Here is a 25,551-nt window from a genome sequence, read left to right as displayed (position 1 = left end):
AGCAAGGTCAGCGCCGACGGATTCTGCCGACCACCATGAGGGCGATCAGGGTAACTGCAAGCAGCAGTGTCGTATTTGCTGCGGCAAGAAATACCTGGCCGCGGTCGGTGAGTCCGAAGATGCTGACCGGCAAGGTCTTCCATGTCGCCGGGTAGACCATGACCGTTGCGCCGAGCTCACCCATCGACAGTGCGATGGAAAGCCCGGCGGCCGCACCCAACGCTGGGAGCAGCAGCGGTAGCGTCACCCGCGTCAGCACCCGCACTGGGCCGGCGCCGAGTGATTCGGCAGCTTGACGGTAGGCGGGATCGAGCCGTTCGAGCGCGGCCGATACGGAACTGAAGGCAAAGGCAAGCACCAAAACCGTGTGAGCGAGAATCACGATCCATTTGGTGCCGCCGAGCAGTAGTGGGCGCTCGTTGAAAGTGATGAGCAGACCCAAGCCGATCGCGACCGACGGAACCGCAATCGGTAAATGGAATACGGCATCGGTGATGCGCCGCAGCCACATCGGTGCCTCACGAGAGGCCAGCGCGGCCCACGTTCCGACGATCAATGCCAATGCACCCGCGATGAATGCAGTCTGCAAACTGACGATCAGGCTGGCGAAGTTCTCGTCGGACAGCGCCGTGGAGAAGTTCTTGCCGCCGAGATTCGACGGAAGTGGACCGGTCCACGATCCGGCCAAGGCAGCCGCGACGACGGTGGCGATGGGCGCGACAAAAACCACCGCGACGACCAGGGTGAAGAATCCGAGTACGAGGGCCCTAGAGCTTCGTGTCCACAGCAGCACGGCTGCCTCCCATCAATCTGTTGAAGGTGAATCGGTAGAGGCAGTACAGGCCGAGTGAGAGTGCGACCTGGACCGTCGCGATCACTGCCGCGCCGGGCAAGTCGAAGGTGACGATGCCGCGGGTGTAGATGAGGACCGGAAGAGTTACGACGTCTTTTGCTCCGGTGAAGAGCACGATGCCGAATTCATTCAATGTCATCAGAAGTACGAGTGATCCACCGGCCAGGAGGGCTGGCCACGCTTCCGGCATCACCACCTGCCGCAGAACTCGGACGGGTGACGCGCCGAGGCTGGCTGCAACGTCGAGCTGTTCACGCGGAATCTGGGTGAACGCGGCCAACAGTGGACGCACGACAAAGGGTGTGAAGAAGGTGATTTCGGCCGCGATGACTCCGAACGGAGTGTTCAGGAAGTTCAGCGGGCCGCTCGCGTCGCCGGTGATGCTGATGATCAAGGCGTTGACGGCGCCGGCCGTGCCGTACAGAAACGTGAACGCCAGCGTGATCAGGAATGACGGCAGGGCGAGCACCGTGTCGATCAATCGCCCCACCACCTTGGATCCGGCGAATGGAACGAAGGCAAGCACCAAGGCGAGGAAGGTTCCCAGGATCAGGCACCCCAGGGTCGACGCCACGGCGATCTGGATGGTCCGCCACAGTGCGGTTCGGAACAGTTCCGAACCGAGCACGGACGACCACGTGGACAACCCGGTGCCGCTTCCGGTGCTCAGCGATTCCGTGAGGACACGCGCAGTGGGATAGACAGCAAACACGAGGACAAGAAGCAGCGGCGGTAGCGTCCACCCGATCCGGCGCCACGGGATCGGGTCTTTGTGCTGGGGCACAGCGGTTTCAGGGCGTTCCAAGGTTGTCGTCATGGGTGGCGATCCGCCGGCACCAGGACACTGCCGTCCGTGGGCAAGACGACGCCCACTTCGGTGTCGACCGGTCGTTCGTCGTGCCCTGGAACATCCGCGTCGACGCGGACGTCGTCGAGGCCACGGACAGCCAGCGTCAGTCGCGTCGTGGAACCGCGCCAGACGCTCGAGACGATGCGCGCCGGGAATGATCCTCGTGCGCCGACGCCGGTTACGCCTACCGCGTGTGGACGAACACACAGGTAGGCGTCCATGTCGGACTCCCATTCGATGTGCCCGATCTCGGGCTGCGGGGCGTGAGCGGTGAACGGCGTGCCACCGATCGAGACCAGTGCGGAGGTGCCGATGACGCGTGTGACGCTGCAGGGCAGCAGGTTCGCACCCCCGAGGAAGGCCGCGGTGAAGCTGGACGGCGGGCGTTTCCACAAGGCCTCGGCGGTGTCGATGTCCGCGAGTCTGGCGTTGCGCATCACTGCGATTCGGTCTGCGAGCGCCAGGGCTTCACTCTGATCGTGCGTCACATAGAGCATGGCTGTGTCAGGTAGTGCGGCGCGCAGTCTCGCCAGTTCGCCGAGCATGCTCTCGCGAAGTTGCGCATCCAGGGCGGCCAGTGGTTCGTCGAGGAGGAGTACTCCAGGGCGAATTGCCAAGGCTCGGGCGATTGCGATTCGCTGCTGTTGACCGCCGGAAAGCTCACGGGGAAGGCGCTTTCCGTACGCCGACATCCCGACCATGTCGAGGGCTTCGGCTACGCGAGGGCCGATCTCCGAGCGCGGAACGCGATGGGCTCGGAGTCCGAAGGCTACGTTCTCGGAAACTCGCATGTGCGGGAAAAGAGCGTACGACTGAACGACGACGCCGATACCGCGTTGTGCGGGAGGCAGATTGGTGATGTCTCGGGTGCCGAGCTTGACGGAACCGGACGTGGGGCGGACAAATCCCGCGAGGGCCTTCAGCGCGGTCGACTTGCCGGATCCACTGGGCCCCAGCAGTGCCACGGTTTCACCCGGCGCCACTCGTAGATTGAAATCGACGAGTGCATGGGTTGCGGTCTTCCCGCGGCCGTAGGCGACGTTCACACGATCGAACGTGATGGCCGGAGCAGAATGTTCGATCGCTCCGTGAACACCGACGGTCTCGGGGAGCGTCCGCCCCAGTCTGGTTCTTGCCATGATCAGCTCCCGGTGGCTTTCTGGTAAGCGGCGATGTCGGCGTCGAGCGAGCTGAGGACGTCGTTCCAGTTCGGGGTCCACACGTTGACGCCCTGCAGAACTCCGGAAGGCGTGTTCTTGTCGGTGGATTCACCGGCAGCGCTTCGGACGTCCTCGCGGACCGATACGCCGAGTGCATCGGTGGCGACGGTCTTCTGGGATTCTTCGGAAAGCAGGAACTCCATCAACTTCTTGGCTTGTTCGCTGCTCGGTGCGCTCTTGGCGAGGCCCATCACGTAGGGCAGTGCAATGGTGGTGCGAGTGCCGTCGGCTCCAGCGGGGAAGAAGATGTCGAACTTCGATCCGTCGTCGGCGATGGAGGCGAGGTTCATCTGGACGTCACCGTTGGCGACCAGCAGCTCTCCGTTACTGACCTTGGGCTGGAGCTTTCCGGTGGAAGACGAGGGTCCGACGTTGTTGGCCTGGAGCTTTCCGAGGTAGTCGAGTGCTCCTTCCTTACCCATCAGGTGCTGGAGCAGCAAGAGCACCGCGGTGCCGTCGCCGGCCTGGCCGGGCGTGGAGTACTGCAACTTGCCCTTGAACTGGTCAGTGAGCAGATCGTCCCAAGATTGTGGGGCGGGTGATGCAGTCGGATTGGCGATGAACGAGAGGTAATTCTCGACGACGGGTACGTACTTGCCGGCGTCGTCCTTCTCGTCGGCAGGAACGGCGGAGGTGTCGATTCCGCTGGGCTCGAGCAGACCTTGGGCGTCGGCCTTCTGGATGAACGGGGGCAGCGTGATGATCACGTCTGCCTGTGGGTTGGACTGCTCCTTTTCGACGCGGGAGACGACCTCGCCGGATCCGGCTTCCACGAGGTTGACGGCGATACCGGTCTGCGCGGTGAAGGCGTCGAATCTTCCCTTGTACCAACCGGACAGGCCGTCGGCGCTGTATACGGTGACGGTCTCGGTGTCTGATCCGGCAGCAGTGCCGGTGCCACCGCAGGCAGTGGTGAACGAAAGGACGGACACGGCGAGAGCGGCCGCAGCGATGCTCGGGCGTAGACGCATGACGATTCCTTTTTCGGAGGTGAGATCAGGAGTGGGTGAGGAGTTCGGCGAACTCCGTCACGGACGGGACGATGTGGGTGGCTCCGGCGTCGCGAAGCTGTTGCTCGTCGTGTGCGCCGGTCAGAGTTCCGGCGACGATGGATGCGCCGGAACGAATGCCGCTGAGCACGTCGTTGGACGTGTCGCCGAGTACGGCGATCTGGTGGACGTCGTCGATCGAAAGTTTGAGCAGGGCAGTCAGAATCAGGTCCGGGTGCGGTCGACCGCGACCGGCCTCGGCGGGGGAGAGGGTGAGATCGGCGAGGGTTTCCCAGCCGAGCGCGACGAGGAGTTTGTCCTGGGTCGATCGGCTGAACCCGGTGGTCAAGGCAACTTTGATGCCGGCCTCGCGCAAAGTGGTGATGGCTTTCTCGGCGCCGGGGATCGGCTCGGCCAGGCCCTGGTCGATGAGGGAGTCGTACGTGGTTTCGAAGGCGGCGTTCGCGGCCTGGGCGCGGTCTTCGTCACCGAAGATCGCCCGGAACACGACGATCTTCGACTGGCCCATCGTGTCGAGGACGTACTGGCGAGCGGCGTCGGCTTCCGGGCCTTCGGCGGGCAGTCCGCCGGCTTCAGCGGCGGCAGCGAAGGCGCGAAGAACCAGTCCGTCGTCGGCGACGGTGGTGCCGGCCATGTCGAGAACGGCAAGGGTGATCGGAGACATGAGAAGTCTTTCTTGTCGGAGAGATTCAGAGACCGAGCTGGTCGGCGGTTTGTTCCGCCAGTGCCGGGCCGAGCGTCATACCGCGGCCACCGGGGCCGGCAACCACCCAGACGTTGTCGGCGGCTTGTGCGCGGTGTACAAGTTGTGAGGGGTCGATGCACTGGCTGTAGACGCCCGCCCAACGCTTGACGATTGGCGGAAGATCGCGTCCCAGAAGTGTTTCCACGACTCCGGACAGATGGCGATAGGGCGCCTCGTCGACATCGAAGTCGAAGGGTTCCTCGTATTCGTGGGTGTCGCCGATGGTCAGCCCGCCGTGCAAGCGCTGCACGCACAGGAGTTGCATGCGGTGTTCCTCGGCAGTCGGTTCCTGCGGCTGCACTGTGCGGAGATGATCGAGGGCAGATCCGGCGAAACCGGGGTAGTAGCGGAAGCTGTCACCGTCAGCGATTGCGGTGGTGAGCTTTTCGCCGAGTGGGGCTGTCTGCATCATCTGCAGGCGCACACGGCGCAACGGGAGATCGCCGGCGAGATCGCGAGCCAATCCGCCGAGTGTCGCTCCGGGGCAGACGATCACGAGATCGGCGTCGAAGCTGCGACCGTGGTCGTCGCGGATGTGTACGCCGGAGGTGGTCGTCGTGATCTCGCGGGCTTCCGTTCCGGCGTGGAAGGTGTAACGGCCGGTGGATTCGAGGTAAGAACGGATGGCGGGGAGCGCTTGCCGTGACTCGACTGCGGCGTCCAGCGTGCAGTGCAGTCCGCCGAGAAACTTGCCCCGGAGCGCGGGGTTGACGACGCGAACGGCGTCGGGATCCAGGAGCGCGAACCCTCGGTTGTCGGCGTCCGGCCGAGAGAACGCTTCCTGCGCGACCGCGACCTCCTCCTCGGTGCGCATGAGGGTGATGGAGCCGGCTGGGCGGTATCCGACGCCGGGGACACGGGCGGCAAGGTCTGCCCACAGTTCGCGCGAGCGCAGCGCAGCTTCGAGTTCGTGCGGGGCTCGCCCGGATACCCAGACGAGGCCGAAGTTCCGTACCGTGGCACCGCGGGCTTCGGGCTCACGTTCGAGATGGATGACGTCGTGTCCCCGACGGATTGCCTCGTCGGCGTGCGCCGTTCCGAGGATCCCTCCGCCCACAATCAAAATTCGCATGTAGAGATAGTGACGTTTGGTCTAGACCAATAGGGGGAATCGAGACGAACTCCAGGTTAACAATTGGTATAGACCGAATTCTTGTACGCTTGCGCCATGAATCAGCAGACGTCCACCGGGCCGGGGACCTCGAGCGTCGTGATCGAACCGGAGTTGAAGTACTACCGGGTGCGCACCGAGATCGAGACCATTCTCAGTGGGCTCGAGGAGGGCGACGCAGTCCCGTCCGAGCGGGAATTGGCGGCGCGGTTCACAGTCGCTCGCGAGACGGTCCGTCAAGCGCTTCGTGATCTGCTTGTCGAAGGACGGATCGAGCGGCGGGGGCGGGGCACTGTCGTCGCGAGTCCGAAGTTGGTTCAGCCGCTCTCGATTCGTTCGTATACCGAAGGCGCACTGAGTGCTGGGCGAGTGCCCAGTCGTAAGGTTGTGACGTTCGAACGAATGTCAGCCGACGACGGTCTCGCCACGGAGTTGGGTATCGAGGTGGGCGACAGCGTCGTTCATCTCGAGCGTGTCCTCTTCGCCGACGGCGAGAAGATCGGACTCGAATCAACCTTCCTGCCGGACAGCAGGTTCGGTGAAATGCTCGACGCTTTCGATGCCACGACGTCGCTGTACGCGGCTATCCGTTCCATCGGCGTGGTCTTTGCCTCCGCAACCGAACGGATCGAGACGGTGCTCGCTTCACCGCGGGAGGCAATGCTCGTCGAGTCCACGACCTCGATGCCGATGCTTCTGCTGCACCGGACCTCCGTCGATCCGGAGGGTGTGCCGATCGAGCGGGTTCGCTCGCTCTACCGCGGCGACCGCATTGCCTTCTTGACGACGTTGCGGGAGTGATGGCCGTGGACGACGCAGGCGACATCACACTCGCGAGTTATGAGGCCGGTGCGAATCTGTATGCAGCTAGACCGTATGTCATGGGGGAGGCGATGGTCCGGTACCTTGCCCGGATCGCCAAGCTGGTGGACGGAGGGACGATTCTGGAACTCGGCAGTGGTCCCGGCCGTGATGCCGAGTACCTCGAATCTCTCGGAGTATCGGTGGCGCGCACTGACGGCGCACTCGCCTTCGTGGAAATGATGAGGGCAGAGGGTTTTACAGCTGAGGTTCTCGAAATGCGAACTGGGCAGTTCAACGGAACGTACGATGCCGTGGTGGCAAATGCAGTCCTGCTTCATTTGCGACGCGACGAGTTCGAATTCGTCGCGAGAAAGTCGCGAGGTGTAGTCGGGGCAGAGGGAATTTTCGCGTTCACGGTCAAGAGGGGCGACGGAACCAGTTGGAGCAAAGCGAAATTGGGGTTGCCGCGCCACTTCACATTTTGGCAGGAGGACCAACTTCGTCAGGTGCTCGGCAGAAGCGGGTGGGAAACTTTGTCAATCGACGCCGTGGTCGGTCCCACTGCCGATTGGTTGCATGTCATTGCACGGGCGAACTGACAATCAGGCAACGGCTCCGGTCACGCGTGTGAGGTGAACATGTCCATGAGCCCCTGGGGTGCGTTCTCGCCGAAGCACATGTCCAGTCCATCAGCGGACTGTTGTGCCGATGCGGCGCTGCGTGGGAAGAGGCGCTCTTCGTAGACAGCTAGCCCTTCCTCCGTGCTGCTGTGCGAAGCGATCGCCTGGCCGAGTTCCGCGCCGTCGAGCATTGCCAGGTTCGCACCCTCTCCGGCAAACGGCGACATGACGTGTGCCGCGTCCCCGAGCAGAGTGACCCCGGGAGTACGGCTCCAACTGTGCCCGATGGGAAGAGCATGGATGGGGCGAGGGGTCAGCGAGCTGTCCGCTTCGACGATCAGTGACCGCAGCGACTCGTCCCAGCCCGAGAAGTGTTCCAGCAGAACCTTCTTCGCAATGTGATCGTCGGAGAAGTCGACACTCGCTGACCAGTTCTCGGGAACTCGCAGGGCGGCGTAGATGTGCAGACTGTTGTCGGTCTCACGGTGGGCAAGGAAGCCCTTGTCGGCACTGAGTGCGAACATCATTCCGCCGCCGACGGTTTCAGCGGCATCCACGTGCTGGTTGTCGGCGTCGTCGAGGTCGAACTCCACGAAAGATATTCCGGTGTACGCAGGAGTGTCGTTTGAAACCAGTGGGCGAATTTTCGACCACGCACCGTCTGCGCCGACCAGGAGATCGGTGGTGAAGTGGGTGCCATCCGCGAGGTGAACTTCGTGTCGACCATCCGGCAACGGATGAGCACTGCGGACCTTGGCTCCCCAGTGGATTGTTTCCTTCGGAATTGAGCTGAGCAGTAGGTCACGCAGCTGGCCGCGGTCGATTTCCGGGCGGTCGCCGTCTCCGGTGTCCTGCTCGCTCAGGTGCACGACGGCATTTCGATCGAGGACGCGTGTCTCTTCCCCGCCTTGATGAACGAGGCCGCGGAACTCCTCATAGAGGCCGGCGGCATGAAGCGCGATCTGACCCGAGTCTTCGTGGATGTCGAGCATCCCGCCTTGAGTTCTGGCTGTCGGTCCGGATTCGAGATCGAATACCGCCGAATCGATTCCGCGGAGATGGAGGACTCGGGCGAGGGTGAGGCCACCGAGGCCGGCGCCGATGATTGCGATGGGGTAGTGGTTCATGGTGGGTTCCTAAGAAGTGAGTGGGGTGTTCTCGATGCCCGTGATGAGCGTGCGGAATCCCCAGGAGAGACGCGCGGTGGGTTCACCGGCAAGTAGAGCTGTTGCATGGCCTGCGACGAGTGGGTGCGTTTGCGGGTTTGCGTTCTGGATTGCGTCGGTCAACGCGCTCCATCGGGCATCCGCGTCGGCGGAATTGTTCGGCGCCGAGTGTTCGGCAGCAGTGGACGTCGCGTACTGCAGTAGCAAGTCCACGCCCCACGCGGCCTGACCTGGAGGGACTTCGCCTTCGTCGAGCAATGCCAGCAGGCGCTCGAGCAGGCGCACGTAGTGAACTCCGCTGGGCCGGGAAACGAGAGCCGACTGGGCAAGGCCGGGATGATCGAACAGTACGGCCGTGTAGGACGTCAGCACCCGTTCGAGGCGCGCTTGCCAAGTGCCGGAGGAATTTTCGGCGAGGTCCACGACTCCGAGGAGTTCGTCGAGAACCGCGGCATGCAGTTCGACTGTGTTGCGCACGTACACATACATCGATGCCGGCCCGGTGTCGAGTTCGAGGGCGAGTCGACGCATCGTCAATTTCTGCAAGCCCTCCGACCGCAAGATTTCCACCGCGGTACTGACGATGCCCTCGCGTGTCAGAGCGGGTTTGGCCGGACGATTGCGACGGCTCGACGGACCTGTTGGCTGAGTGGGCATGATTTCACCGTACACGAACATGTTCGTAACGAACATGTTCGTTGGATCACGCACTGAACGTCCACCGCTGTGCGGAGCCATATCGGGAGCGGTGGGTTACATGCCTGTACCGCCGGAGAGCATTGCGATCGTCAGTAGGATGCCACCCACAATCCCCACGAGCGGGCTGTCGCTGTCGAGAAGCCAGTCGTTCAACGATCCCATGAGCGCCTCTTTCGGGTTTCGATCTGCCGACGGTCGAGCCTATCGACAGATCGAACCCGATATGTCACTTTCGTCCGAATTGTGGATCGGACCCGAGGTGATCAGCCGTAGACGTTGCCCGGGCTGATCAACTTGGTGATCGGCACCATCAAAGCACTGGTCAGATCAGTCTCGCCGTCGATGTCGGTGTTGATGAAGACGACCAGGGTGGTGTCCTTCTCGGGCAAGTAGACCGAGACTGTCTTGTAGCCGGGCAGGCTTCCGTTGTGACCGATCCAGCCGCCGCTGTTGAACAAACCGAGTCCGTAGCCGGAGCTGTCGTCCCCTTCGCTCAAGCTCACGGTTTGCAGGCGCTGCTTCTGAGTGGCGTCGGTCAGGAGATCGCCTTTGGCCAGCGCCGGAACCCAAATGCGCATGTCGTCCAACGACGAGATCATTGCACCCGCGGCGCCGCCCCACGACGGATTCCAGTCCGTCGCCGCGGTCACGGATTCGTCGAGCGTTTGGTTGGTGTACCCCTGAGCGTGTGGTGTCGGGAACGCGTTGGTGGTGGGAAAGCTGGTGTGCTCCATTCCGAGTGGTGTCGTGATCTTGGTGTCGATGACTTCCGACAGTGTTGAGCCGGTGACCTTCTCGATGACCATGCCGAGCAGAAGGGTGTTGGTATTCGAGTAGTCGACAGTGGTTCCTGGTCGAATTTGGAGTGGGAGGTCCTTGACGTATCCGAAGAGCTCTTCGGATGTGAATGATCGGCGAGGGTCGGAAAGAACATCCATGACAAACTGTTCGGACGTCGTGTAGTCCACGAGGCCGCTGCGCATCCCCGCCAGCTGGCGCAGGCTGATCGCATCACCTTCCATGACGCCGTCGACGTATTTGGAGATCGGGTCGTCGAGACCGATCTTTCCCTCGTCGACCAATTGCAGCAGGGCGGTCACGGTAAATGTTTTGGTGACGCTGCCGATCCGGTGGTAGAAGTCGGTTTCCATCGGCGCTTTGGTTGCCGTATCCGAGACTCCTGCAACCTTGACGTAGTTGCCGTCGGGCCCCCAAATGCCCACCATCGCACCGGGAATCCCGGTCGAATTCACCGCTGCGTCGACGATCGAATCGAGCTGGTCGGTGATGGTCGAGTCCATGATCTTGTCGGATGTGTGTGTGGATTTGTCCGTGCTGCAGCTGATTACAGCTCCAACCATGGCGCTGCACAGGCCGACAAGCAGGATGCGTCTTGCTCCGGTTTTCATGAGTCGAACTCTGCCTGTCCGAGGGCACTCACACATCGACCCCGGGTACGGCAGACGCAGTCCCCAGGTACCTCCTCAACCGGTACCGGGGGACTACGGAACCCTGGCCTGAACCCTTGACTTGGGTCAGAGTCCGCCGTCGAAGAACGCCGCCAGTGCGGGTGCCGGGTCTGCCGCGGTGCCCATATTTGCTACGCCGACAACGATCAATCCCAGCGTGAACAGTGCAGTGAGAAGACCGATCGACCCCGACACGAATCTCGTCCGTCGCTCGGATCGCGCCGTTCTCGCGAAGCGTGCCCACACGACCACAGTCACGGTCAGTGATATTGCTGCCGCGATCAGCGCGATCACCGCCATGGCCAAGTGATACCGCGCGAAGTCGCTGATCATCAGTTCGAGGACAGGGCTTTGCTGGTTTCCGGTGCCCGTCGACTGAGCGAGCTGTTGGCGGACCTGCCCGACAGTGTCGCCAAGTGCCCCATCCGCCTGGGCCACGGGCAACATCGAGATCAGCGAAGAGAAGGGTGCAACGACACCTTGGACATTTGCCATCACGAGTACCGAAGAGAACAGCGCGAGGAGCGTGACCAGGCCTCCCGCCGAGACGAATGCGAGTTTCTTTCCAACCGTCAGAGGGCCGGCGTTCACGAACGACGCCTTGACCATGCGGCCGAGTGCGAGCAGAACCGTCAGCAGGATTACCGCAATCACAGCCTTGGCCACGTGGTAGCGCAGCCAGTAGTCGACAGCGGACTCCAAGCTCGGAGAGAAGGCTTGGACACCGGAACTCCAGTATTCGACGAACGCGGCGCGGACCGTCTCGACGAGTTCCCCCTGGCCTACGTACCCATCGCCCGGCCTACTCGTCAGCATGCCCGGGGCGAGAACGAAGGCAGCGGAGAAACCGGCGACCAACGCGATCAACGCGGCGATCTTGCGACCGGAGGACTGCGTCGAGCGCGACGGCCCCGCAGTGTTGTGCAGTGGAGAGTTGTGCAGTGGGATTCCTCCAGCGTGATGAGCGATCATCTGGTCACCGTCCACAAGGTCATGTCAACGAGTGTAGAAATCGGTACACCGGACTTCATCGTTCGAGAGGATGATATTTCCGGTGATGGCGTCCGCCCGCCGTCGCCGCTGCCGTCGACATCCCCTCAGCACTCGACGACATTGACGGCGAGTCCGCCTTCACTGGTTTCCTTGTAACGCACGGACATGTCGTTTCCGGTTTGGCGCATGGTTTCGATGACGGTATCGAGGCTCACCACATGCGTCCCGTCACCCAGGTATGCGAGCTGAGCTGCGGTGACTGCAGTCGAGGCGGCTACGGCATTTCGTTCGATGCAGGGGATTTGGACCAGGCCACCAACCGGATCGCAGGTCAGCCCCAGATGGTGTTCCATGGCAATCTCAGCTGCATTCTCGATTTGTCGTGGTGATCCGCCCATGACAGCGCACAAGCCGGCTGCCGCCATCGCGCAGGCAGCTCCGACTTCACCCTGGCACCCCGCCTCCGCACCCGAGATCGAGGCATTCGCCTTGATGATCGATCCGATTGCGGCAGCGGTGAGGAGAAAGGTTCGAACGTCGTGAGCGCCGGCGCCCGTAGCGCGTATGTGGTGATAGAGCACCGCCGGCACGATGCCCGCAGCGCCGTTCGTCGGAGCCGTTACCACGCGGCCACCTGCTGCATTTTCTTCGTTGACCGCCATGGCGTAGACGGTCAGCCACTCGCGTGAGGAGGGGTCGCAGTTACGTTGTTCCAGTTGAGTGTTCGCAGACCGTGCTCGTCGGCGAACTCCGAGACGCCCGGGCAATACACCTTCGGTCTGGGTGCCGCGTTCGATGCATGCGCGCATCGCGGACCAGATCGCGTCGATGCCGGTGAATGCTCGATCCTGGCCATGCATCGCGATTTCGTCCGACAGTGCCAGCTCGGCGATGGTTCCGGAGCCGCATTCCGCCAGTAGCTCTTTCGCGGTTCGATAGCGTGAGTTGATCGAATGCGCGCTTGCTTGCGTCTCCGTTCCGGCGCGCAGTACGAATCCGCCACCGATCGACAGATATGTACTCGTACAGACGATTTCGTTACCCTTGAAGGCTGTCAGTGTCATCGAGTTGGGGTGCCCGTGACGGCGAACGAGTGGCTCGAACACCATGTCCTCGCGAGTGAACACAACATGTCCGAGTGAACCGCCGACTAGCATCACCGATCCGCCGTCCGACAGTTCGGCCCATCGCCCGTGAACGTCGGTCGGCTCGCACGTTTCAGGATCCAACCCACGAAGTCCCGCAATCACCGCGTCGGGAGTGCAGTGACCTATTCCGGTGGCGGCGAGAGAGCCGTGCAGGTTGCAGCGAATTCGGTCGACCGACGCGGTCAAGCCGGCGGTGGAGAGCTCGCCGCCGAAAGTGCGAGCGGCGCGCATCGGACCGACCGTGTGTGAACTGGAGGGTCCGATGCCGATGGAGAAGAATTCGAGAGCGGAAACATAGACGCCGGTGGTGCTCATTCGGCGCTCGTGACGGTGGTCGCTCCTGACTCGCGCTGGGCCGCAATCGTCAGGAGGTTGGAACGCGAGTCCCCGGTGGCGGCTCGGATCACTGTGCGCGCCATTGCGATTGCTCCGTGCAGAACAGCTTCGTCGCCCGCGGCGGAGCGGGCATCAGCGGCAAACTCGATAGTGTGAGGAACTCCGGTGACGCCGCGCAACGCGATCATCGGGTGGATCGAGGGGACCACCTTCGACACGTTGCCCATGTCCGTCGAGCCGCCGGTCAGGGGAGTTCGGGCGGCCGCGGTGCGGCCCAGGCTCGCGATCTCCTCGTCCCAGATCGTCGCCAGCACGCGATGTTGAACAAGCTCCTCGTAGCGCGGTTCGGCGCGTTCGGTCGACCAGGAGCAGTCGCTGGCCACAGCTGCGCCCTCGAAGCAGGAGAGCATGCGACGCTTGGCGTCCAACAGCACGTCGAGTTCTGCGGCCCGAACTTCCGCTCGCACCAACGTCGAGGCCGGAATGATGTTTGTTGCTTCGCCGCCGTGCTCGACATAGGCGTTGAGCCTGACGTCGGACGGAAGTTGTTGACGGAGAAGTCCGATGGCGACCAAGGCGATCGTGGCGGCGTCACCTGCGTTGATGCCCTTGTGTGGCGCAGCGGCCGCGTGTGCGGCTCGTCCGGTGTAGGTCACGTCGAACCGGTCGACTGCCTGCGTTCCGGTGACGGTGCAACTGACGTCTTCACCTGCAGCGCCGTGGACCATGATCGACATCGCCGCGCCCTCCCATGCGCCACGTTCGAGCAGCAAGACTTTCCCGCCGCCATGTTCTTCGGCCGGCGTACCGAGAAGGACGACGGTCAGGCCGTGTTCCTCCGCGACCTCTCCGAGCGCGATCGCTGCTCCCAGTCCGGCAGCGGCGATGACATTGTGTCCACACGCATGACCGATGTCGGGAAGGGCGTCGTACTCGGCGCAGACTACGACGCGGAAGGGGCCGGAGCCTCGCACAGCTTCGAATGCCGTCTCGAGGCCGTAGGCGGCGCGAGTAACCGTGAAGCCGGCTTCCTGTGCGGCGTCCGCCAAGAGGGCGGACGCCCGATGCTCTTCGAATGCCAGCTCTGGGTGAGCATGGATCGTGTGGCTGACATCGATGAGGCGTGATGCCCACTTCTCGATCGTGCTCGAAACCGAGTCTGTGCGGGTGAGGGTGTCAGCGATGGACATGGGTATTGCTTCCTTTCAACATCTTTGGTTCTCTGTGTCTTCGGATCGCGGTGTCTTCAGTTCTGAGCGTCTTCGGGTGCAGTTCTAGTGCCAGAGGCCCAGCGCGAACTCCGCGACGACCACGGAAAGTAGGTAAGAGGCGAGGATCGCGACGATTCCGACGGGCACGATCTTCCAGCCGATCGTCTTGAGCAAGGGAAGGTCCTTGCCGAGGCTGAGACCTGCGACAGTCAAGGTGAGGGTGCAGATCGAGAGAAAGTCGACAGTCCCGACGGTGCTCGAGACGAAATCACCGATGGGGGACCACGGTGTTGTCGCCAAGGCGCCGATGGTGATGATTGCGATCATCGCCGCGATCTTGCCGCGCGTCAGTCGGGCCACGCCGACGCCCAGGAGCAACAATCCGGTGAGGATCAGGTAACCGACGATGATCGATCGAGATACGCCACCCGCTGCGATCGAGGAGACGATGACCCCACCGACGAACAGAATCGGAACGATGGTGGTCAGCGGCACGGTGACGCTCGGCGAAACCGCTCGTGGGGCAATGTCGGCTTTCCGTTCGCTGGTCGTCTTCGAGCGCTTGGTGAGTGCGCCGTAGATTCGATCGGCAAGGGGGAGTGCGACATACATGCCGACATACACGCCGAGGAGGCCGGTGATGATGTTGGATGTTGCCGCTACGGCGAGTACCTGGTCGGCCATCTCGGGGTGCGCCGAAACGACGCTGGCGGCAGCGGCAGCCATCATCGAGCCGGATCCGACCCCAGCACCCATCGCCAATGCAAGGGGGTCGAAGATGTTGAAGGATGTAGCCAGCGACGCAATCAGGCTGATCAGCACGGCACCGAACAGAGTGCCGAAGACGTACATCGACAGGACACCACGGTACTGGTCGGAATCGGGACCGTAGCGTTCACTGACCATCGCGAAGGACCCCTCGCGGTCGATGGAGAAGGTTGCTCCGACGGTGGCCGGTCCCATCCGAAGGAGTACCGCCAGCGGGAGTGCGAGAGCGATAGTGCCGAACAAGTGCCCCAGTTCCTGCAGTAGCAGGGCAGGGCCCGCCTCGAACAACAGTTGGATGTTCGGGCCGATGGTGAAAGACAGTCTTGCGCAAAGCAAGAGAACAGCCAGCCCCATGATTGCCGAGGCTGCGGCCTGAAGATCGAGGCCGAGAGGTTTCCACTTCTGACTCGAGACGACACCGCCGGCAATCAGTCCCCACACCATGGGCAAGATCGTGATGGCGGCAGCGCCGACAGGAATCACTGCGGGGCCGATCAGTTGGGCACCTGCCGCAAGCGCGAGGAGCAGAATCGCCACGATCCACAGCCGTGGCGACCTCAAGGCGAAAACGATCTTTTGCGTCGGGGTTTGATCGCTGACCGGAGAATCGTCATGCGAGACAGGGAATGCTTCGGTCATGTCGGTGTCTTTCTCGAGGGGGCGAACGAACGCAAGAAGCAAGCGTTCTCGAGGTTCAGGATTTGGTGGACTATTGATGTGATGAAGTTAGGATCGATGCGTTTCGATCCTGTTTCGGTGCAGCATTCTTTTGAAAGTGAGGTCCTCGGTGCAGGATCAGGTGCTCAAGGACGAAGATCTTCGACTGTTGAACGCACTGCAGATCAGGCCGCGAGCCTCGTGGTCCGAGCTTTCACGCGCGATCGGTTCCGACCCGGTCACCCTGACCAGGCGTTGGGAGCGTCTGCACTCGCAAGGGATAGCGTGGATCGCTGCGTACCGTGGGGGTCCCATCGTGTCGGCGACCGCACTGCTCGAGATCGAATGCGCACCGGCACAGACCTTGAGCGTGGCCGAACAGATCGCGCACGATCCCGAAGTTCTCACAGTCGATCTCACAACCGGCAATCGGGATCTACTCGTCACGCTCACCTGCACTGACCTCGATCAATTGTCCAGGTATGTCTTGGAACGAACACGATCGCTGCCGATGGTCACTGCGATGCGAACTCAGATCGTGTCCTCGGCGAATTCCGACGCACGAAACTGGCGTCTACGTGCTCTCGATGCGGAAGAAATTGCCGCGCTCGAGTCGGCCCCGGCGGCGAAGAATCGTGGGGTACGCGCCAGCGAAGAGGAACAGTCGAAGCTGTTCGACATCCTTTCTCGCGAACCACGAATCACCGTCTCGGCCCTCGCTGCAGCCCTCGGCGTCACGCCGGCTCGCGCCGGGGCGCTCCTTTCTCACGAGCTGTCGACGGGGCGCCTGGTCGTCCGCACGGAGATTGCTCGGCCCTACTCCGGCTGGCCGGTCTACGCCTGGTATTTCTTACGTCTCGAGGGACGAAAGGAAGCCATTGCTCAGCGCCTTTCCCTCCTGCGTGAGGCGAGGCTTGTTGCTTCGACGATCGGCAGCTACGACATCGCACTGGCGGTGTGGCTGCGCTCGATCGACGACGTGCAGCGTTTGGAAGGTTATCTCGCCGAGCAGTTTCCGGGCGTATCCGTGGTGGACCGGTCGATCGTCCTGCGTACGCCGCATCATCTACATCGAACGATCGATGTGTCGGGTCGAAGCATGCCGAAGCACGGGTGATCCGCAACGCGTTTGCGCGGATCGGGTGCTCTCCGGTTACTGGGGGATCGCCACGTCGACGATCAAGCCGTAGTGATCGGAACCTTCGATCTCGATGCGCTCGAGAGACTTCGCCTGTGCACCCCGCAGAAGTACATGGTCGATGCCGACGATCGCGGGAAATTTTTTGTCCGCCGGGTAGGTGCGAACGATGCCGACTCCCAATTGGTCTGCGGCATCGGAGTAGCCGACATCGAGGAGGTCACGGAATTGCTTGTGCGTGAATGTGGTGTTGAAGTCGCCACTGACGATGACGGTTTCCTCGGCGGCAGCAGCGTCGAGCGCGTTTCGCAAAGTGCTCAGCTCGGCAGTCCACACGTCGGGCGGGGTCACGTACGCCGGTCCGGGGTGAACCGCCAGAAGGGTGAACGGAGTCGAGAAGCCCACTTCGGCAACAAGATTGGTCGGTCCGAATCCGTTCAATTCCCGAGTGTCCGTCAGCGGATAACGGCTGTAAATACCGGCGCCACCCCCGCCGGCCTCGTCCGGTACCAAGTAGTGATGCGGCAGCAGTTGCTCGAGTCCTTGATCTCTGAGAGAGCCTTCGAGTGATGTGGTCAGTTCCTGAACCGTCAGGACGTCGACTGCCTTCTCGCGCACCGTCGCAGTCAAACTGGCGGGATCTGCCTGCCCGAAGAGAAGGTTTGCTTGCATTACGCGCAGAGTCGGCCCGTCGATTTCGGAACTGTTTGCCACATACAGTGGACTGATCACCGACGCGCCCACCGCAATCAGTACCACCGAGATCGCCAGCAGGATCCAGCGGCGAAAGACCAGGCATATCAGGGACGCTGCGAGTGTGACCGCAAGCAGTATCGGGACGAAGGAGGCCACGGCGATCAACGGGTTGATCGGCTTGGTGGAGTACAACGCGATCAGCGCGACAACGCCGACGGCGATACCGCCCACGCCGGCGACCTGAGCGATACGGCGTGCCGGAACATTGTCCGTCGTGAATCCCATACCAAACGGTACCCAATGCAGCCACGGCTCCCGACTGCCTGGCGTTTGTCAGTCGTCGGTTCGGGTGCGGAATGCGTTCACGGCGGCTTCGACGGTCGGGTAGAAGTGCGTCGAATCGAATCGATCCCCGACTCCGAATCGGATGAGTCGATCCTTGATCGGACCTTTCATCTCTGCGAATGCCAACCGAATTCCTTTGCCTTCGAGGAATGTATCCAGATCGACGAGTTCGTCGACTGCCGTTGTATCGAGTCCGGTGATCGGTTCGGCGGCTATAACCACCCAGTCGACCGGATCTGGCGCCTTGGCGACGACGGAGCGAACGTACTCGTCGAAGATCTCGCCGTTCGCGAAAAACAGTGGCGCGTCAAACCTCACCAACACCAGGCCGGGGATGCGATGCCCATCTGGATGGCGTTCGATGTCGTGGAATCCGGCGGGTTCGCCCGTCTCGACGAGTTCGGTTCGATGTGGCTGCCATACCTGCGCGATGACCGCTGCGAAGGACAGTCCGATCGCTACAAGGATGCCTTGTAGCACACCGACCAGGGCGACGCCCAGAAACGCCGCGACGGCGAGGCCGAATTCCACGGTGCTCATGCGCCACATGCGGACCATGCCGCCCACGTCGATCAGTGCACACGCGGCGACGATGACGACGGCGGCCAGTGTTGCATCGGGCAGATATGCCGTGAGTCCGGGAGCGACGAGGACGAACACCAGGACCGCGAGCGCCCCGACGACGCCGGCCAATTGTGTGTGCGCCCCACTCTGTTCGGCTACCGGAGTTCGTGACCCGCTCGCCGAGATCGGGAACCCGCCGAACAGTCCGCCGGCCACGTTCGCGACACCGATCGCCTTCATTTCGGTACTGCCGTTCACGTCCTCGCCGTGGCGGGCGGCGAAGGTGCGCGAGAGAACGCCGGTGTCGGCGAAGGCAATCAATGCGATACCGGCGGCGGGCCCGATCAGATGGCCGACGTCCTGCCAGGTGACTCCACCGACGGAAGGGAGGGGGAGTCCTTCCGGCAGTGCGCCGACCATGCCGATGTCATCGGTGAGACCGGCGGCAGCGGACAAGACTATGGCCGCGACAACGGCCACCAGAACGCCGGGAACAACAGGTACCCAGAGCCGGAAGGCGACTATGACGACTAGCGAACCGACACCGATGGCGGCAGCGAGGGGGTCGACGTCGCCACCCAACAGGGCCTTTGAGATCCCGCCGATTTCACCGAGTAGACCGGACGCGTCGACGGAGAATCCGAGCAGCTTGGGAATCTGACCAACTACGACGACGAGTGCAATGGCGTTGAGGTAGCCGAGGCGGATCGGTTTCGAGAGGAGTTCGGTCACGAAGCCGAGACGAAGGAATCCGCCGATCACGAGGATGAGTCCGACAAGAATGGCGAGAACACCGGCTAGTGCAAGCGCATTCTCCGAATCGCCGACCACTGCCAGCGGTATGACCGCGGCGGCAATCAGCGGCGCCAGTGACGAATCAGGTCCGAGTACAAGGATTTTCGAGGGCCCGACTACCGCGTACGCGAGCAAAGGCACGATGGTGGCGTACAGCCCGGCGTACGCAGGCAACCCGGCGGCCTCGGCGTAGCCCATGCCTGCCGGGATGAGCAGGGCAGTCAAGACGAGTCCGGCAGTGACGTCTGTTCGCAACCACTCGCGGCGATACCCACGGGCAGTCGCGACGCCCGGTAGCCGACCTAGACTCTCCGCCCACATCATCGTTTGATTGTCCTCCCTCAGTGGAGCGAACGGGCGCGCTCGGGGGCAACCGCGGTGGTCGCAGGAAGGGGCGCAGGTGCCTGTGCGAGGCGGCGGCGTCGAATTGCCTTGTCCAACTCGACGACAACCGGGATGATCAGCGACCAACCCAGGCAGGCGAGCCACTGGGCGCCGGTCAGTGAGGTTGTCATGAGGAGGTCCTGGAGGACGCCCGCCTCGACGGCGAATACGGTCACGACCGTGGGGATCGTCAAGATCTTGATGGCACCGAGAACCGGTGGAACCACGCCGGACTCGGGATCACGCCGCATGGTCAGCCCCGCGAGAATCGAACCGAGAGAGAGCACTACGAATGCTGTGGTCATGGGAACATTCGCCTCGGAAGTACTCATTTCACCGGGTGCGAGAAGCATCGCCGCGAGTGTCACGGCAAATTGCAGGACACCGTACGCGAGCCACTGAGCGACTGCGCTTCGATGTGCGATCGGCATCTTGGGATCGCGCGGAGGCTTGTTCATCAGATCCGGTGGCGGCGGGTCGAGCATGATCACGGCGACGGGGAACAGTGTGATGAAGAAGTGCTGGAACAGCACCATCAGTGGCGTCAGTGCCACACCCTCGTTGATGTTGAAGATGCTCGCAGCGAGGAAGAGGAGAACCAAGGAGAAGAGTTTCGACATCTGGTACCGGATGTATGAGACGATTTTTCCGTAGATGTTGCGGCCCAAAGTGATCGCGGTGATGAGGGTACCGAAGTTGTCGTCGGTGAGCACCATCTTGCCCGCCTGTTTGGTCACCTCACTGCCCGAGCCCATGGCGACGCCGATGTCTGCCTTCTTCAGCGCGGCGGCGTCGTTGACCGCGTCTCCGGTCATCGCGACGACGGCGCCACCGCTCTGCATGACATCGACCAAGCGAAGTTTGTCCTGCGGAGTGACGCGGCCGAACACGTGCAGGTTCGGCAACGCGTTCGACAGTTCTTCATCGGTCATCGCTTGCAACTCGCCGCCGCCCACCGAGCCCGGGCCGAGTCCGAGTTCGGCACCGATCGCTGCGGCGGTGATGGCATGGTCGCCGGTGATCATGCGGACCTCGATGCCGGCCCGGTGGGCGGTTCGCACCGAATCGACCGCCTCCGGACGCAGCGGGTCGATGATGCCTGCCATACCGACAAACGTCAGGTACTCGACAAAGGACATGGGGTCGGCCACGACAGCGTCTGCCCGTCCGTCGAGGCGTCTGACCGCGAATGCCAGCACCCGAAGACCCTTTTCGGACATGGACTGATTTGCTGCCGTGAGTTCGTCTCGGACTTCCTCGATCGGGACCTGCCGACGGCCGGGGAGAAAGGCCGAAGAACACCGAGCGAGGACGACATCGGGTCCGCCCTTGACCAGTCCGACGAACTGACTTACGCCGTCGACTTCGAGATGGTGGTACGTGGCCATGAACTTGTACGCGGAATCGAACGGAACCGTCGCCACCCGCGGGTAGGTCCGTCTGGTGAGTGGGGCGTCGGCACCGATCTTTGCCGCGAGCACCACGAGCGCGGCCTCGGTCGGGTCGCCGACAACTTCCCCGGAATCGGAAACCGTTGCATCGCTGTCGAGACACAGTCCGTATGCGAGAAGGGTGAAGTCGGGCGGTGCCTCGCCGGCAACCTGCGTGATCCTTCCCGCTTTGGCGTAGCCTTCGCCGTCGACCGTGTACCAACGGCCGTGGACGTACAGCGATCGGACGGTCATCTGGTTCATGGTCAGCGTGCCGGTCTTGTCCGAGTTGATTGCACTGGTCGCGCCGAGTGTTTCGACGTCGGTCAGGTTCTTCACGACGGCCTTGGCGTCGGCCAGTTGACGGGCACCGTAGGCCAGCATCGCCTGGACGAATGTTGGCAGGCCGGTCGGAATCGCGGACACTCCCATTGCGATACCAAGGAGCAGAAGCGTAGTCAGGTCCTGCCCACGAAGGAGCCCGATGACGACGATGACGATCACTGCCGTCCACGCGATGATTCCGAGAAGTTTGGTGAGAGAGTCCAATTCACGTTGAAGTGGCGACTTGCCAGGGGCGACCGCCGACAACATCGACGCGATCTGGCCTATCTGCGTCTGCATCCCGGTCTCGGTGACCACCATGGTCGCCGTGCCGCGGGTGACCGAGGTGTTCTGGAAGACCAGATTGCTGCGGTCTCCGAGCGGAATATCCGCGTTGTTCAGCGTATTAGGGTCCTTCGGTATCGGCGCGCTTTCCCCGGTCAATGCGGCTTCCTGCGTCTCCAGGGTGGTGGTGGCGAGCAACCGTCCGTCGGCAGCGATGATGTCTCCTGCCTCGACTTGGACGATGTCACCCGGCACCAGTTCGGTAGCGTCGAGTTGAATCAGGTTCCCGTCACGAATGACCCGTGCTTGGGGCGTCTGCATCTTGGCGAGGGCGTCGACGCTGGCCCGTGCCTTCAACTCCTGTCGAGTTCCGAGGACGATGTTGAGCACGACGAGCACCGCCACCACGATTGCTGTCGGCACTTCACCGATGGCGATGCTGACCGCGGCCACGGCGACGAGCATCAAGTTCATCGGATCTTTCAGCTGCAACAGCGCGATCGACCACGTCGACGGCGGTGGCGTCGAGGTGATTTCGTTCGACCCGTAGCGTCGTCGCCGTTGGTCGGCCTCATCCGACTGCAGTCCGCGCTCCGGGTCCGACTGCAGTACGGACACGACTGATTCGCCACTCTGCGCATGCCACGGGGTGGGGCTCATGACCGCACATCCTTTCCTTGGCGATCGTCAATACCGGGTCGGAATCCAGTGCAGCGGTTGTTTGGGAGTCTGGTAGCCGTGAGCCTTCTGCCGTTTCGGCAGGGTGATGTCCGTGGATTGCACGGGCTCGTAGGGGATCTGACTCAGAATGTGGCTGATGATGTTGAGTCGTCCGCGTTTCTTGTCATTGTTGTTTGCGACATACCATGGCGCCCAGCCGGTGTCGGTGAAGCGAAACATCTCGTCGCGGGCACGCGAGTAGTCGTACCAATGACTGAACGACTTCAGATCGAGATTCGACAGCTTCCAGATCTTTCGAGGGTCGTCGATCCGGCTCTGCAGACGTAAGAGCTGCTGTTCTTCGCTGACCTCGAGCCAGTACTTGAGCAGAATGACTCCCGATTCGACGATCGCGCGTTCGACGGTCGGAATGAGCTGGAGAAATTGATGTGCTTGTTCTTCGGTGCAAAAGCCCATTACTCGTTCTACACCGGCACGGTTGTACCAACTTCGGTCGAAGATGACGATCTCACCGGCAGCCGGAAGATGCGGGACGTAGCGCTGGACGTACATCTGCGAATGCTCTCGCTCGGTCGGGGCGGGTAACGCAACGACCCGGAACACTCGCGGACTCACTCGCTCGGTGATGGCTTTGATGACACCGCCCTTCCCCGCGGTATCTCGACCTTCGAATACGATGCAGACCTTGGCTCCAGACGATTTGACCCACTCCTGCAAAGCCACGAGTTCGCCGTGCAACGGCTTGAGTTTGCGGCGGTACATCTTGTTCTTCATCGGCTTTTCTGCCACGGGCGGCGCGTCGTCGGTAAGGGTCGACGGGGTGTCGTCGTGAAGAATCCGAGCGTTCTTTCCCACTTCCACTCCCTGGCATCATGAGCGCAACGCGAGCGCGCGGGGAACCGTCCGCCCTTATGTGTATGCCCCATATTCGGTGAACCTATTCTCTTCGCAATCGAGACCCGAATCGTGTTGTTTTCGAACCCTTTCCGAGTCTTGACGTGCTCGGCTGGACGGACGACCATTAATGGATGACTGGCGACGAAGAGTTGCTCCACGTCGAGCGGGTGATCACTCGCCTGATTTCCCGCTATCCCGCCGTTCCTCCACCGGAGATCGAAAACAGAGTGCGAACAATTCACCAGCGTTTTGCGGGATGTCGGATCCGCGACTTCGTGCCTCTTCTGGTCGAAAAGGCGGCCAGACAAGAGATCTCGGATCGGAGAATCGTGATTCCGATAATGGATGAGCGGTCGGCGAGTCTGAACTCTCTCGAGCTGTAGCCGGAACGGGGATCGTCGGCGCATACTGAAATGACCTTGGACCAGGGAGTTCTGGCCGAATGCAGGAGCTCAGGCGCGGAACGTCAGCCTCCCGAACTCCTGATGTGTAAAACCGAGTACAGGGAGCGTTGACATGGAAGGCTTCTGGGAATTCTTCTGGTTCATCTTCGTCTGCTTTGCCTTTGTGGCGTACTTGAGCGTGTTGTTCTCGATCATCACCGACTTGTTCCGTGATCACGAGACTTCGGGCTGGGCCAAGGCGTTGTGGATGATATTCCTCTTCGTCATTCCATTCCTGTCCGCGATGATCTACGTGGTCGTCAAGAATGACGGAATGACGAGGCGGTCGATGGAGGCCGCTCAACAGCACATACACGCGCAGAGTGACTACATTCGAACCGTCGCCGGCAGGTCTCCGACTCAGCAGATCGCCGACGCCAGAGAGCTTCTCGACTCCGGCGCGATCAACGAAGAGGAATTCCAGGCAATCAAGGCAAAGGCGCTGGCGTAGTTTTCGTATCTTCTGCCCCAGGCCTGGCGTCGTCGGTTCCGGCGTCGTCAGGCCGGGCGTCCTGCGCGGCGGCGCGTGCGGGACGAACCAGCACTTCGAGAGCTACGAGTGCAACCAGCGCAATGACGACGATCCAACCCACGACCAGACCGGTGGGGTAGCGCCAGAAGAGCAGCAACAGTGCGGCGATGCCGATGATGGCGCAGCGCAGCGGAACACGAAGCTGATTGGCCCACCGCTCCACCTGATTCGGCGTACGGCCGCTTGAAGAATGCCGGACGAAGTCCAATGCCTGCCCGTAGCCTCGTCGAACGGCGATCGCCGACGACGACCCACCGACCAGGTAGGCCCCGAGCCCTATCACCACGCCGAGGACCGCGACCGCTCGCAGGCTCGTGCGCAGTGGTACCAGAACTGTGTCGATGACGGCAGTCGCGGCGTCTGGCGAGAGGATATCGGTGGGCACACTGTCGAGGTAGATTGCGCGTCCGATGAGAATTCCGATCGCGAGAACCAGCATTCCCAACGCAATCGACAGGCCGACCAGGGACAGTGCGCGGAGCCTGCGACCGGTTGGCGCAACGGCGACAGCGGCTGCCGCGCAAGCGATTCCCAACCACGGCAGCACCGCTGAGACCTTGTCGAGTGCCGAGACGGCTCGCTGAGCCTTCACCAGTTCGGGGGACTGGAAGAGAACAAATTCCTTGTCCACGGAGGGGATTTTGTCTGCGAAGGCGAAGCCGCGGTCGATCAAAGCTGCTTTGACCCTGTCGATGATCGTACTGAGCGAAATGCTGACGGTTCCGCTCTGATCGACTTCGACGGAATTGGGGCCGTAATCTCCGGTCATGACCGAGACCAGTGCGTTGTGCGCCGATCGGTTCGCTTGAATCCACAAGTCCTCGAACTGTTGTGACCGAACGAGCGAGCCCACCGTGTCATGAACAAAGCTCTTTGCCTGGCCGGCGATCACCGGTGCCAACCCCACTACGGCTTGATCCAGACGCGGCGCGTTGGCCGCAAGATTCGACACGTCGGTCAGTGCGGTGAGTGCGTCGGTGGTGAGCCCCTCGACGTCGACACGATCGAAGATCTCGTCGGTGATCTGATTCGTGATCTCGGCCTGAACGGCGGGGTTCTCGCCCAGTGGCGCGACCGTACTGACGTAGCGGTCCGTGTCGAGTATCTGACTACGGGTGAAGCGGGTGGTCACGGACAAGACGGCAAGGAGCGCGACCAACACCAGCAGTATCGCCACGGCAGTCCACCGCAGTCCGTGTCGAGGTGGCCGGGAGACTTGCTCGACGGTCGTTTCGCGGGCGCTGGGAGTCTGCTCGCGGAGCGTTGCAACCTCTTGCCGCAACCTGGATAGTTCGGCACGTTCGTCCTCCTGGAGTGGGCCGTCGTTCGTGCCGTTTGCCATCATGTTCCTCTCCGGAGGGAAACTGCTGCCGCACA

The 25,551-nt window shown here is 62.1% G+C and carries 23 protein-coding genes; 5 read left to right on the top strand and 18 right to left on the bottom strand.

All coding sequences use genetic code 11. The features are described 5' to 3' along the window. Nucleotides 1-7: 7 nt before the first annotated feature. Genes QM596_RS12845 through QM596_RS12820 form a run of 6 tightly spaced genes read right to left on the bottom strand, consistent with a single transcriptional unit; the run spans nucleotide 8 to nucleotide 5,750 of the window. Nucleotides 8-793 carry an ABC transporter permease gene (locus QM596_RS12845; protein ID WP_029255145.1) on the bottom strand — a complete coding sequence of 262 codons (786 nt, stop codon included), beginning with the start codon at nucleotides 791-793 and terminating at the stop codon, nucleotides 8-10. Next, entirely contained in the window at nucleotides 768-1,670 is a 903-nt protein-coding gene (locus QM596_RS12840) for a 2-aminoethylphosphonate ABC transporter permease subunit (protein WP_019748000.1), read from the bottom strand. Before QM596_RS12840 ends, QM596_RS12845 begins: the two co-directional genes overlap by 26 nt. Continuing rightward, nucleotides 1,667-2,842, bottom strand: coding sequence for an ABC transporter ATP-binding protein (locus QM596_RS12835; protein ID WP_283309176.1), 1,176 nt, complete (start codon nucleotides 2,840-2,842; stop codon nucleotides 1,667-1,669). Before QM596_RS12835 ends, QM596_RS12840 begins: the two co-directional genes overlap by 4 nt. Before the next feature lie 2 nt (nucleotides 2,843-2,844). Continuing rightward, nucleotides 2,845-3,894: a 2-aminoethylphosphonate ABC transporter substrate-binding protein gene (locus tag QM596_RS12830; protein ID WP_003942754.1), complete on the bottom strand. Its 1,050-nt coding sequence runs from the start codon at nucleotides 3,892-3,894 to the stop codon at nucleotides 2,845-2,847. Between the two features lie 25 nt (nucleotides 3,895-3,919). Further along, nucleotides 3,920-4,597, bottom strand: a complete 678-nt coding sequence (locus QM596_RS12825; protein ID WP_003942707.1) for a phosphonatase-like hydrolase — start codon at nucleotides 4,595-4,597, stop codon at nucleotides 3,920-3,922. A gap of 25 nt (nucleotides 4,598-4,622) precedes the next feature. Further along, nucleotides 4,623-5,750: a TIGR03364 family FAD-dependent oxidoreductase gene (locus QM596_RS12820; protein ID WP_003942786.1), complete on the bottom strand. Its 1,128-nt coding sequence runs from the start codon at nucleotides 5,748-5,750 to the stop codon at nucleotides 4,623-4,625. Nucleotides 5,751-5,846: 96 nt separating this feature from the next. Here QM596_RS12820 and QM596_RS12815 point away from each other — a divergent pair, with 96 nt between their 5' ends. Both QM596_RS12815 and QM596_RS12810 read left to right on the top strand, forming a co-directional pair. Beyond that, on the top strand, nucleotides 5,847-6,590 hold the full coding sequence (locus tag QM596_RS12815; protein WP_283309175.1) for a GntR family transcriptional regulator: 744 nt from the start codon (nucleotides 5,847-5,849) through the stop codon (nucleotides 6,588-6,590). Beyond that, nucleotides 6,590-7,192: a methyltransferase domain-containing protein gene (locus QM596_RS12810; RefSeq protein ID WP_283309174.1), complete on the top strand. Its 603-nt coding sequence runs from the start codon at nucleotides 6,590-6,592 to the stop codon at nucleotides 7,190-7,192. Before QM596_RS12815 ends, QM596_RS12810 begins: the two co-directional genes overlap by 1 nt. Nucleotides 7,193-7,212: 20 nt before the next feature. Here the strand turns inward: QM596_RS12810 and QM596_RS12805 are convergent, their stop codons facing one another. The 7 genes from QM596_RS12805 to QM596_RS12775 form a co-directional block, all read right to left on the bottom strand. Beyond that, nucleotides 7,213-8,340 carry an FAD-dependent oxidoreductase gene (locus QM596_RS12805; RefSeq protein WP_283309173.1) on the bottom strand — a complete coding sequence of 376 codons (1,128 nt, stop codon included), beginning with the start codon at nucleotides 8,338-8,340 and terminating at the stop codon, nucleotides 7,213-7,215. Nucleotides 8,341-8,349: 9 nt separating this feature from the next. Beyond that, nucleotides 8,350-9,036, bottom strand: coding sequence for a TetR/AcrR family transcriptional regulator C-terminal domain-containing protein (locus QM596_RS12800; RefSeq protein WP_283309172.1), 687 nt, complete (start codon nucleotides 9,034-9,036; stop codon nucleotides 8,350-8,352). 305 nt (nucleotides 9,037-9,341) lie between these two features. Beyond that, complete coding sequence (locus QM596_RS12795) at nucleotides 9,342-10,487, bottom strand: serine hydrolase domain-containing protein (protein ID WP_283309171.1); 1,146 nt, start codon at nucleotides 10,485-10,487, stop codon at nucleotides 9,342-9,344. Between the two features lie 126 nt (nucleotides 10,488-10,613). Next, complete coding sequence (locus QM596_RS12790; protein ID WP_283309170.1) at nucleotides 10,614-11,519, bottom strand: hypothetical protein; 906 nt, start codon at nucleotides 11,517-11,519, stop codon at nucleotides 10,614-10,616. 125 nt (nucleotides 11,520-11,644) lie between these two features. Then, nucleotides 11,645-13,003: an L-serine ammonia-lyase gene (locus QM596_RS12785; protein WP_283309169.1), complete on the bottom strand. Its 1,359-nt coding sequence runs from the start codon at nucleotides 13,001-13,003 to the stop codon at nucleotides 11,645-11,647. Next, nucleotides 13,000-14,214 (bottom strand): amidohydrolase, encoded by a 1,215-nt coding sequence (locus QM596_RS12780; protein WP_283309168.1) that lies wholly within the window; start codon nucleotides 14,212-14,214, stop codon nucleotides 13,000-13,002. Before QM596_RS12780 ends, QM596_RS12785 begins: the two co-directional genes overlap by 4 nt. An 84-nt stretch (nucleotides 14,215-14,298) precedes the next feature. Continuing rightward, complete coding sequence (locus tag QM596_RS12775; RefSeq protein WP_069146081.1) at nucleotides 14,299-15,642, bottom strand: DUF3100 domain-containing protein; 1,344 nt, start codon at nucleotides 15,640-15,642, stop codon at nucleotides 14,299-14,301. Nucleotides 15,643-15,778: 136 nt separating this feature from the next. On the opposite strand from QM596_RS12775, the gene QM596_RS12770 reads away from it, so the two are divergent. Beyond that, entirely contained in the window at nucleotides 15,779-16,777 is a 999-nt protein-coding gene (locus tag QM596_RS12770; RefSeq protein WP_235867880.1) for an Lrp/AsnC family transcriptional regulator, read from the top strand. A gap of 36 nt (nucleotides 16,778-16,813) precedes the next feature. Here the strand turns inward: QM596_RS12770 and QM596_RS12765 are convergent, their stop codons facing one another. The 4 genes from QM596_RS12765 to ppk2 are packed head-to-tail and all read right to left on the bottom strand — an operon-like array spanning nucleotide 16,814 to nucleotide 23,139. Continuing rightward, nucleotides 16,814-17,779, bottom strand: coding sequence for an endonuclease/exonuclease/phosphatase family protein (locus QM596_RS12765; protein WP_283309167.1), 966 nt, complete (start codon nucleotides 17,777-17,779; stop codon nucleotides 16,814-16,816). A 48-nt stretch (nucleotides 17,780-17,827) separates the two neighbouring features. Next, entirely contained in the window at nucleotides 17,828-19,522 is a 1,695-nt protein-coding gene (locus QM596_RS12760) for a SulP family inorganic anion transporter (RefSeq protein ID WP_166502178.1), read from the bottom strand. Between the two features lie 17 nt (nucleotides 19,523-19,539). Further along, complete coding sequence (locus QM596_RS12755; protein WP_283309166.1) at nucleotides 19,540-22,281, bottom strand: cation-translocating P-type ATPase; 2,742 nt, start codon at nucleotides 22,279-22,281, stop codon at nucleotides 19,540-19,542. 27 nt (nucleotides 22,282-22,308) lie between these two features. Continuing rightward, nucleotides 22,309-23,139, bottom strand: coding sequence for a polyphosphate kinase 2 (gene ppk2 / locus QM596_RS12750; protein WP_225320393.1), 831 nt, complete (start codon nucleotides 23,137-23,139; stop codon nucleotides 22,309-22,311). A gap of 191 nt (nucleotides 23,140-23,330) precedes the next feature. On the opposite strand from ppk2, the gene QM596_RS12745 reads away from it, so the two are divergent. Then, complete coding sequence (locus QM596_RS12745; RefSeq protein WP_007734945.1) at nucleotides 23,331-23,582, top strand: three-helix bundle dimerization domain-containing protein; 252 nt, start codon at nucleotides 23,331-23,333, stop codon at nucleotides 23,580-23,582. Nucleotides 23,583-23,715: 133 nt separating this feature from the next. Further along, a complete protein-coding gene (locus QM596_RS12740) occupies nucleotides 23,716-24,093 on the top strand; it encodes an SHOCT domain-containing protein (protein ID WP_020969370.1) in 378 nt (125 codons plus the stop codon). Here the strand turns inward: QM596_RS12740 and QM596_RS12735 are convergent. Beyond that, on the bottom strand, nucleotides 24,071-25,516 hold the full coding sequence (locus QM596_RS12735; protein ID WP_283309318.1) for a hypothetical protein: 1,446 nt from the start codon (nucleotides 25,514-25,516) through the stop codon (nucleotides 24,071-24,073). The genes QM596_RS12740 and QM596_RS12735 overlap by 23 nt on opposite strands. Nucleotides 25,517-25,551: the final 35 nt, after the last annotated feature.

The sequence above is a fragment of the Rhodococcus sp. IEGM 1406 genome (assembly GCF_030056745.1).
GTDB lineage: Bacteria > Actinomycetota > Actinomycetes > Mycobacteriales > Mycobacteriaceae > Rhodococcus_F > Rhodococcus_F erythropolis.
Note: the sequence above shows the minus strand (reverse complement) of the source record. Positions and strands in the feature narration are given on the sequence as shown.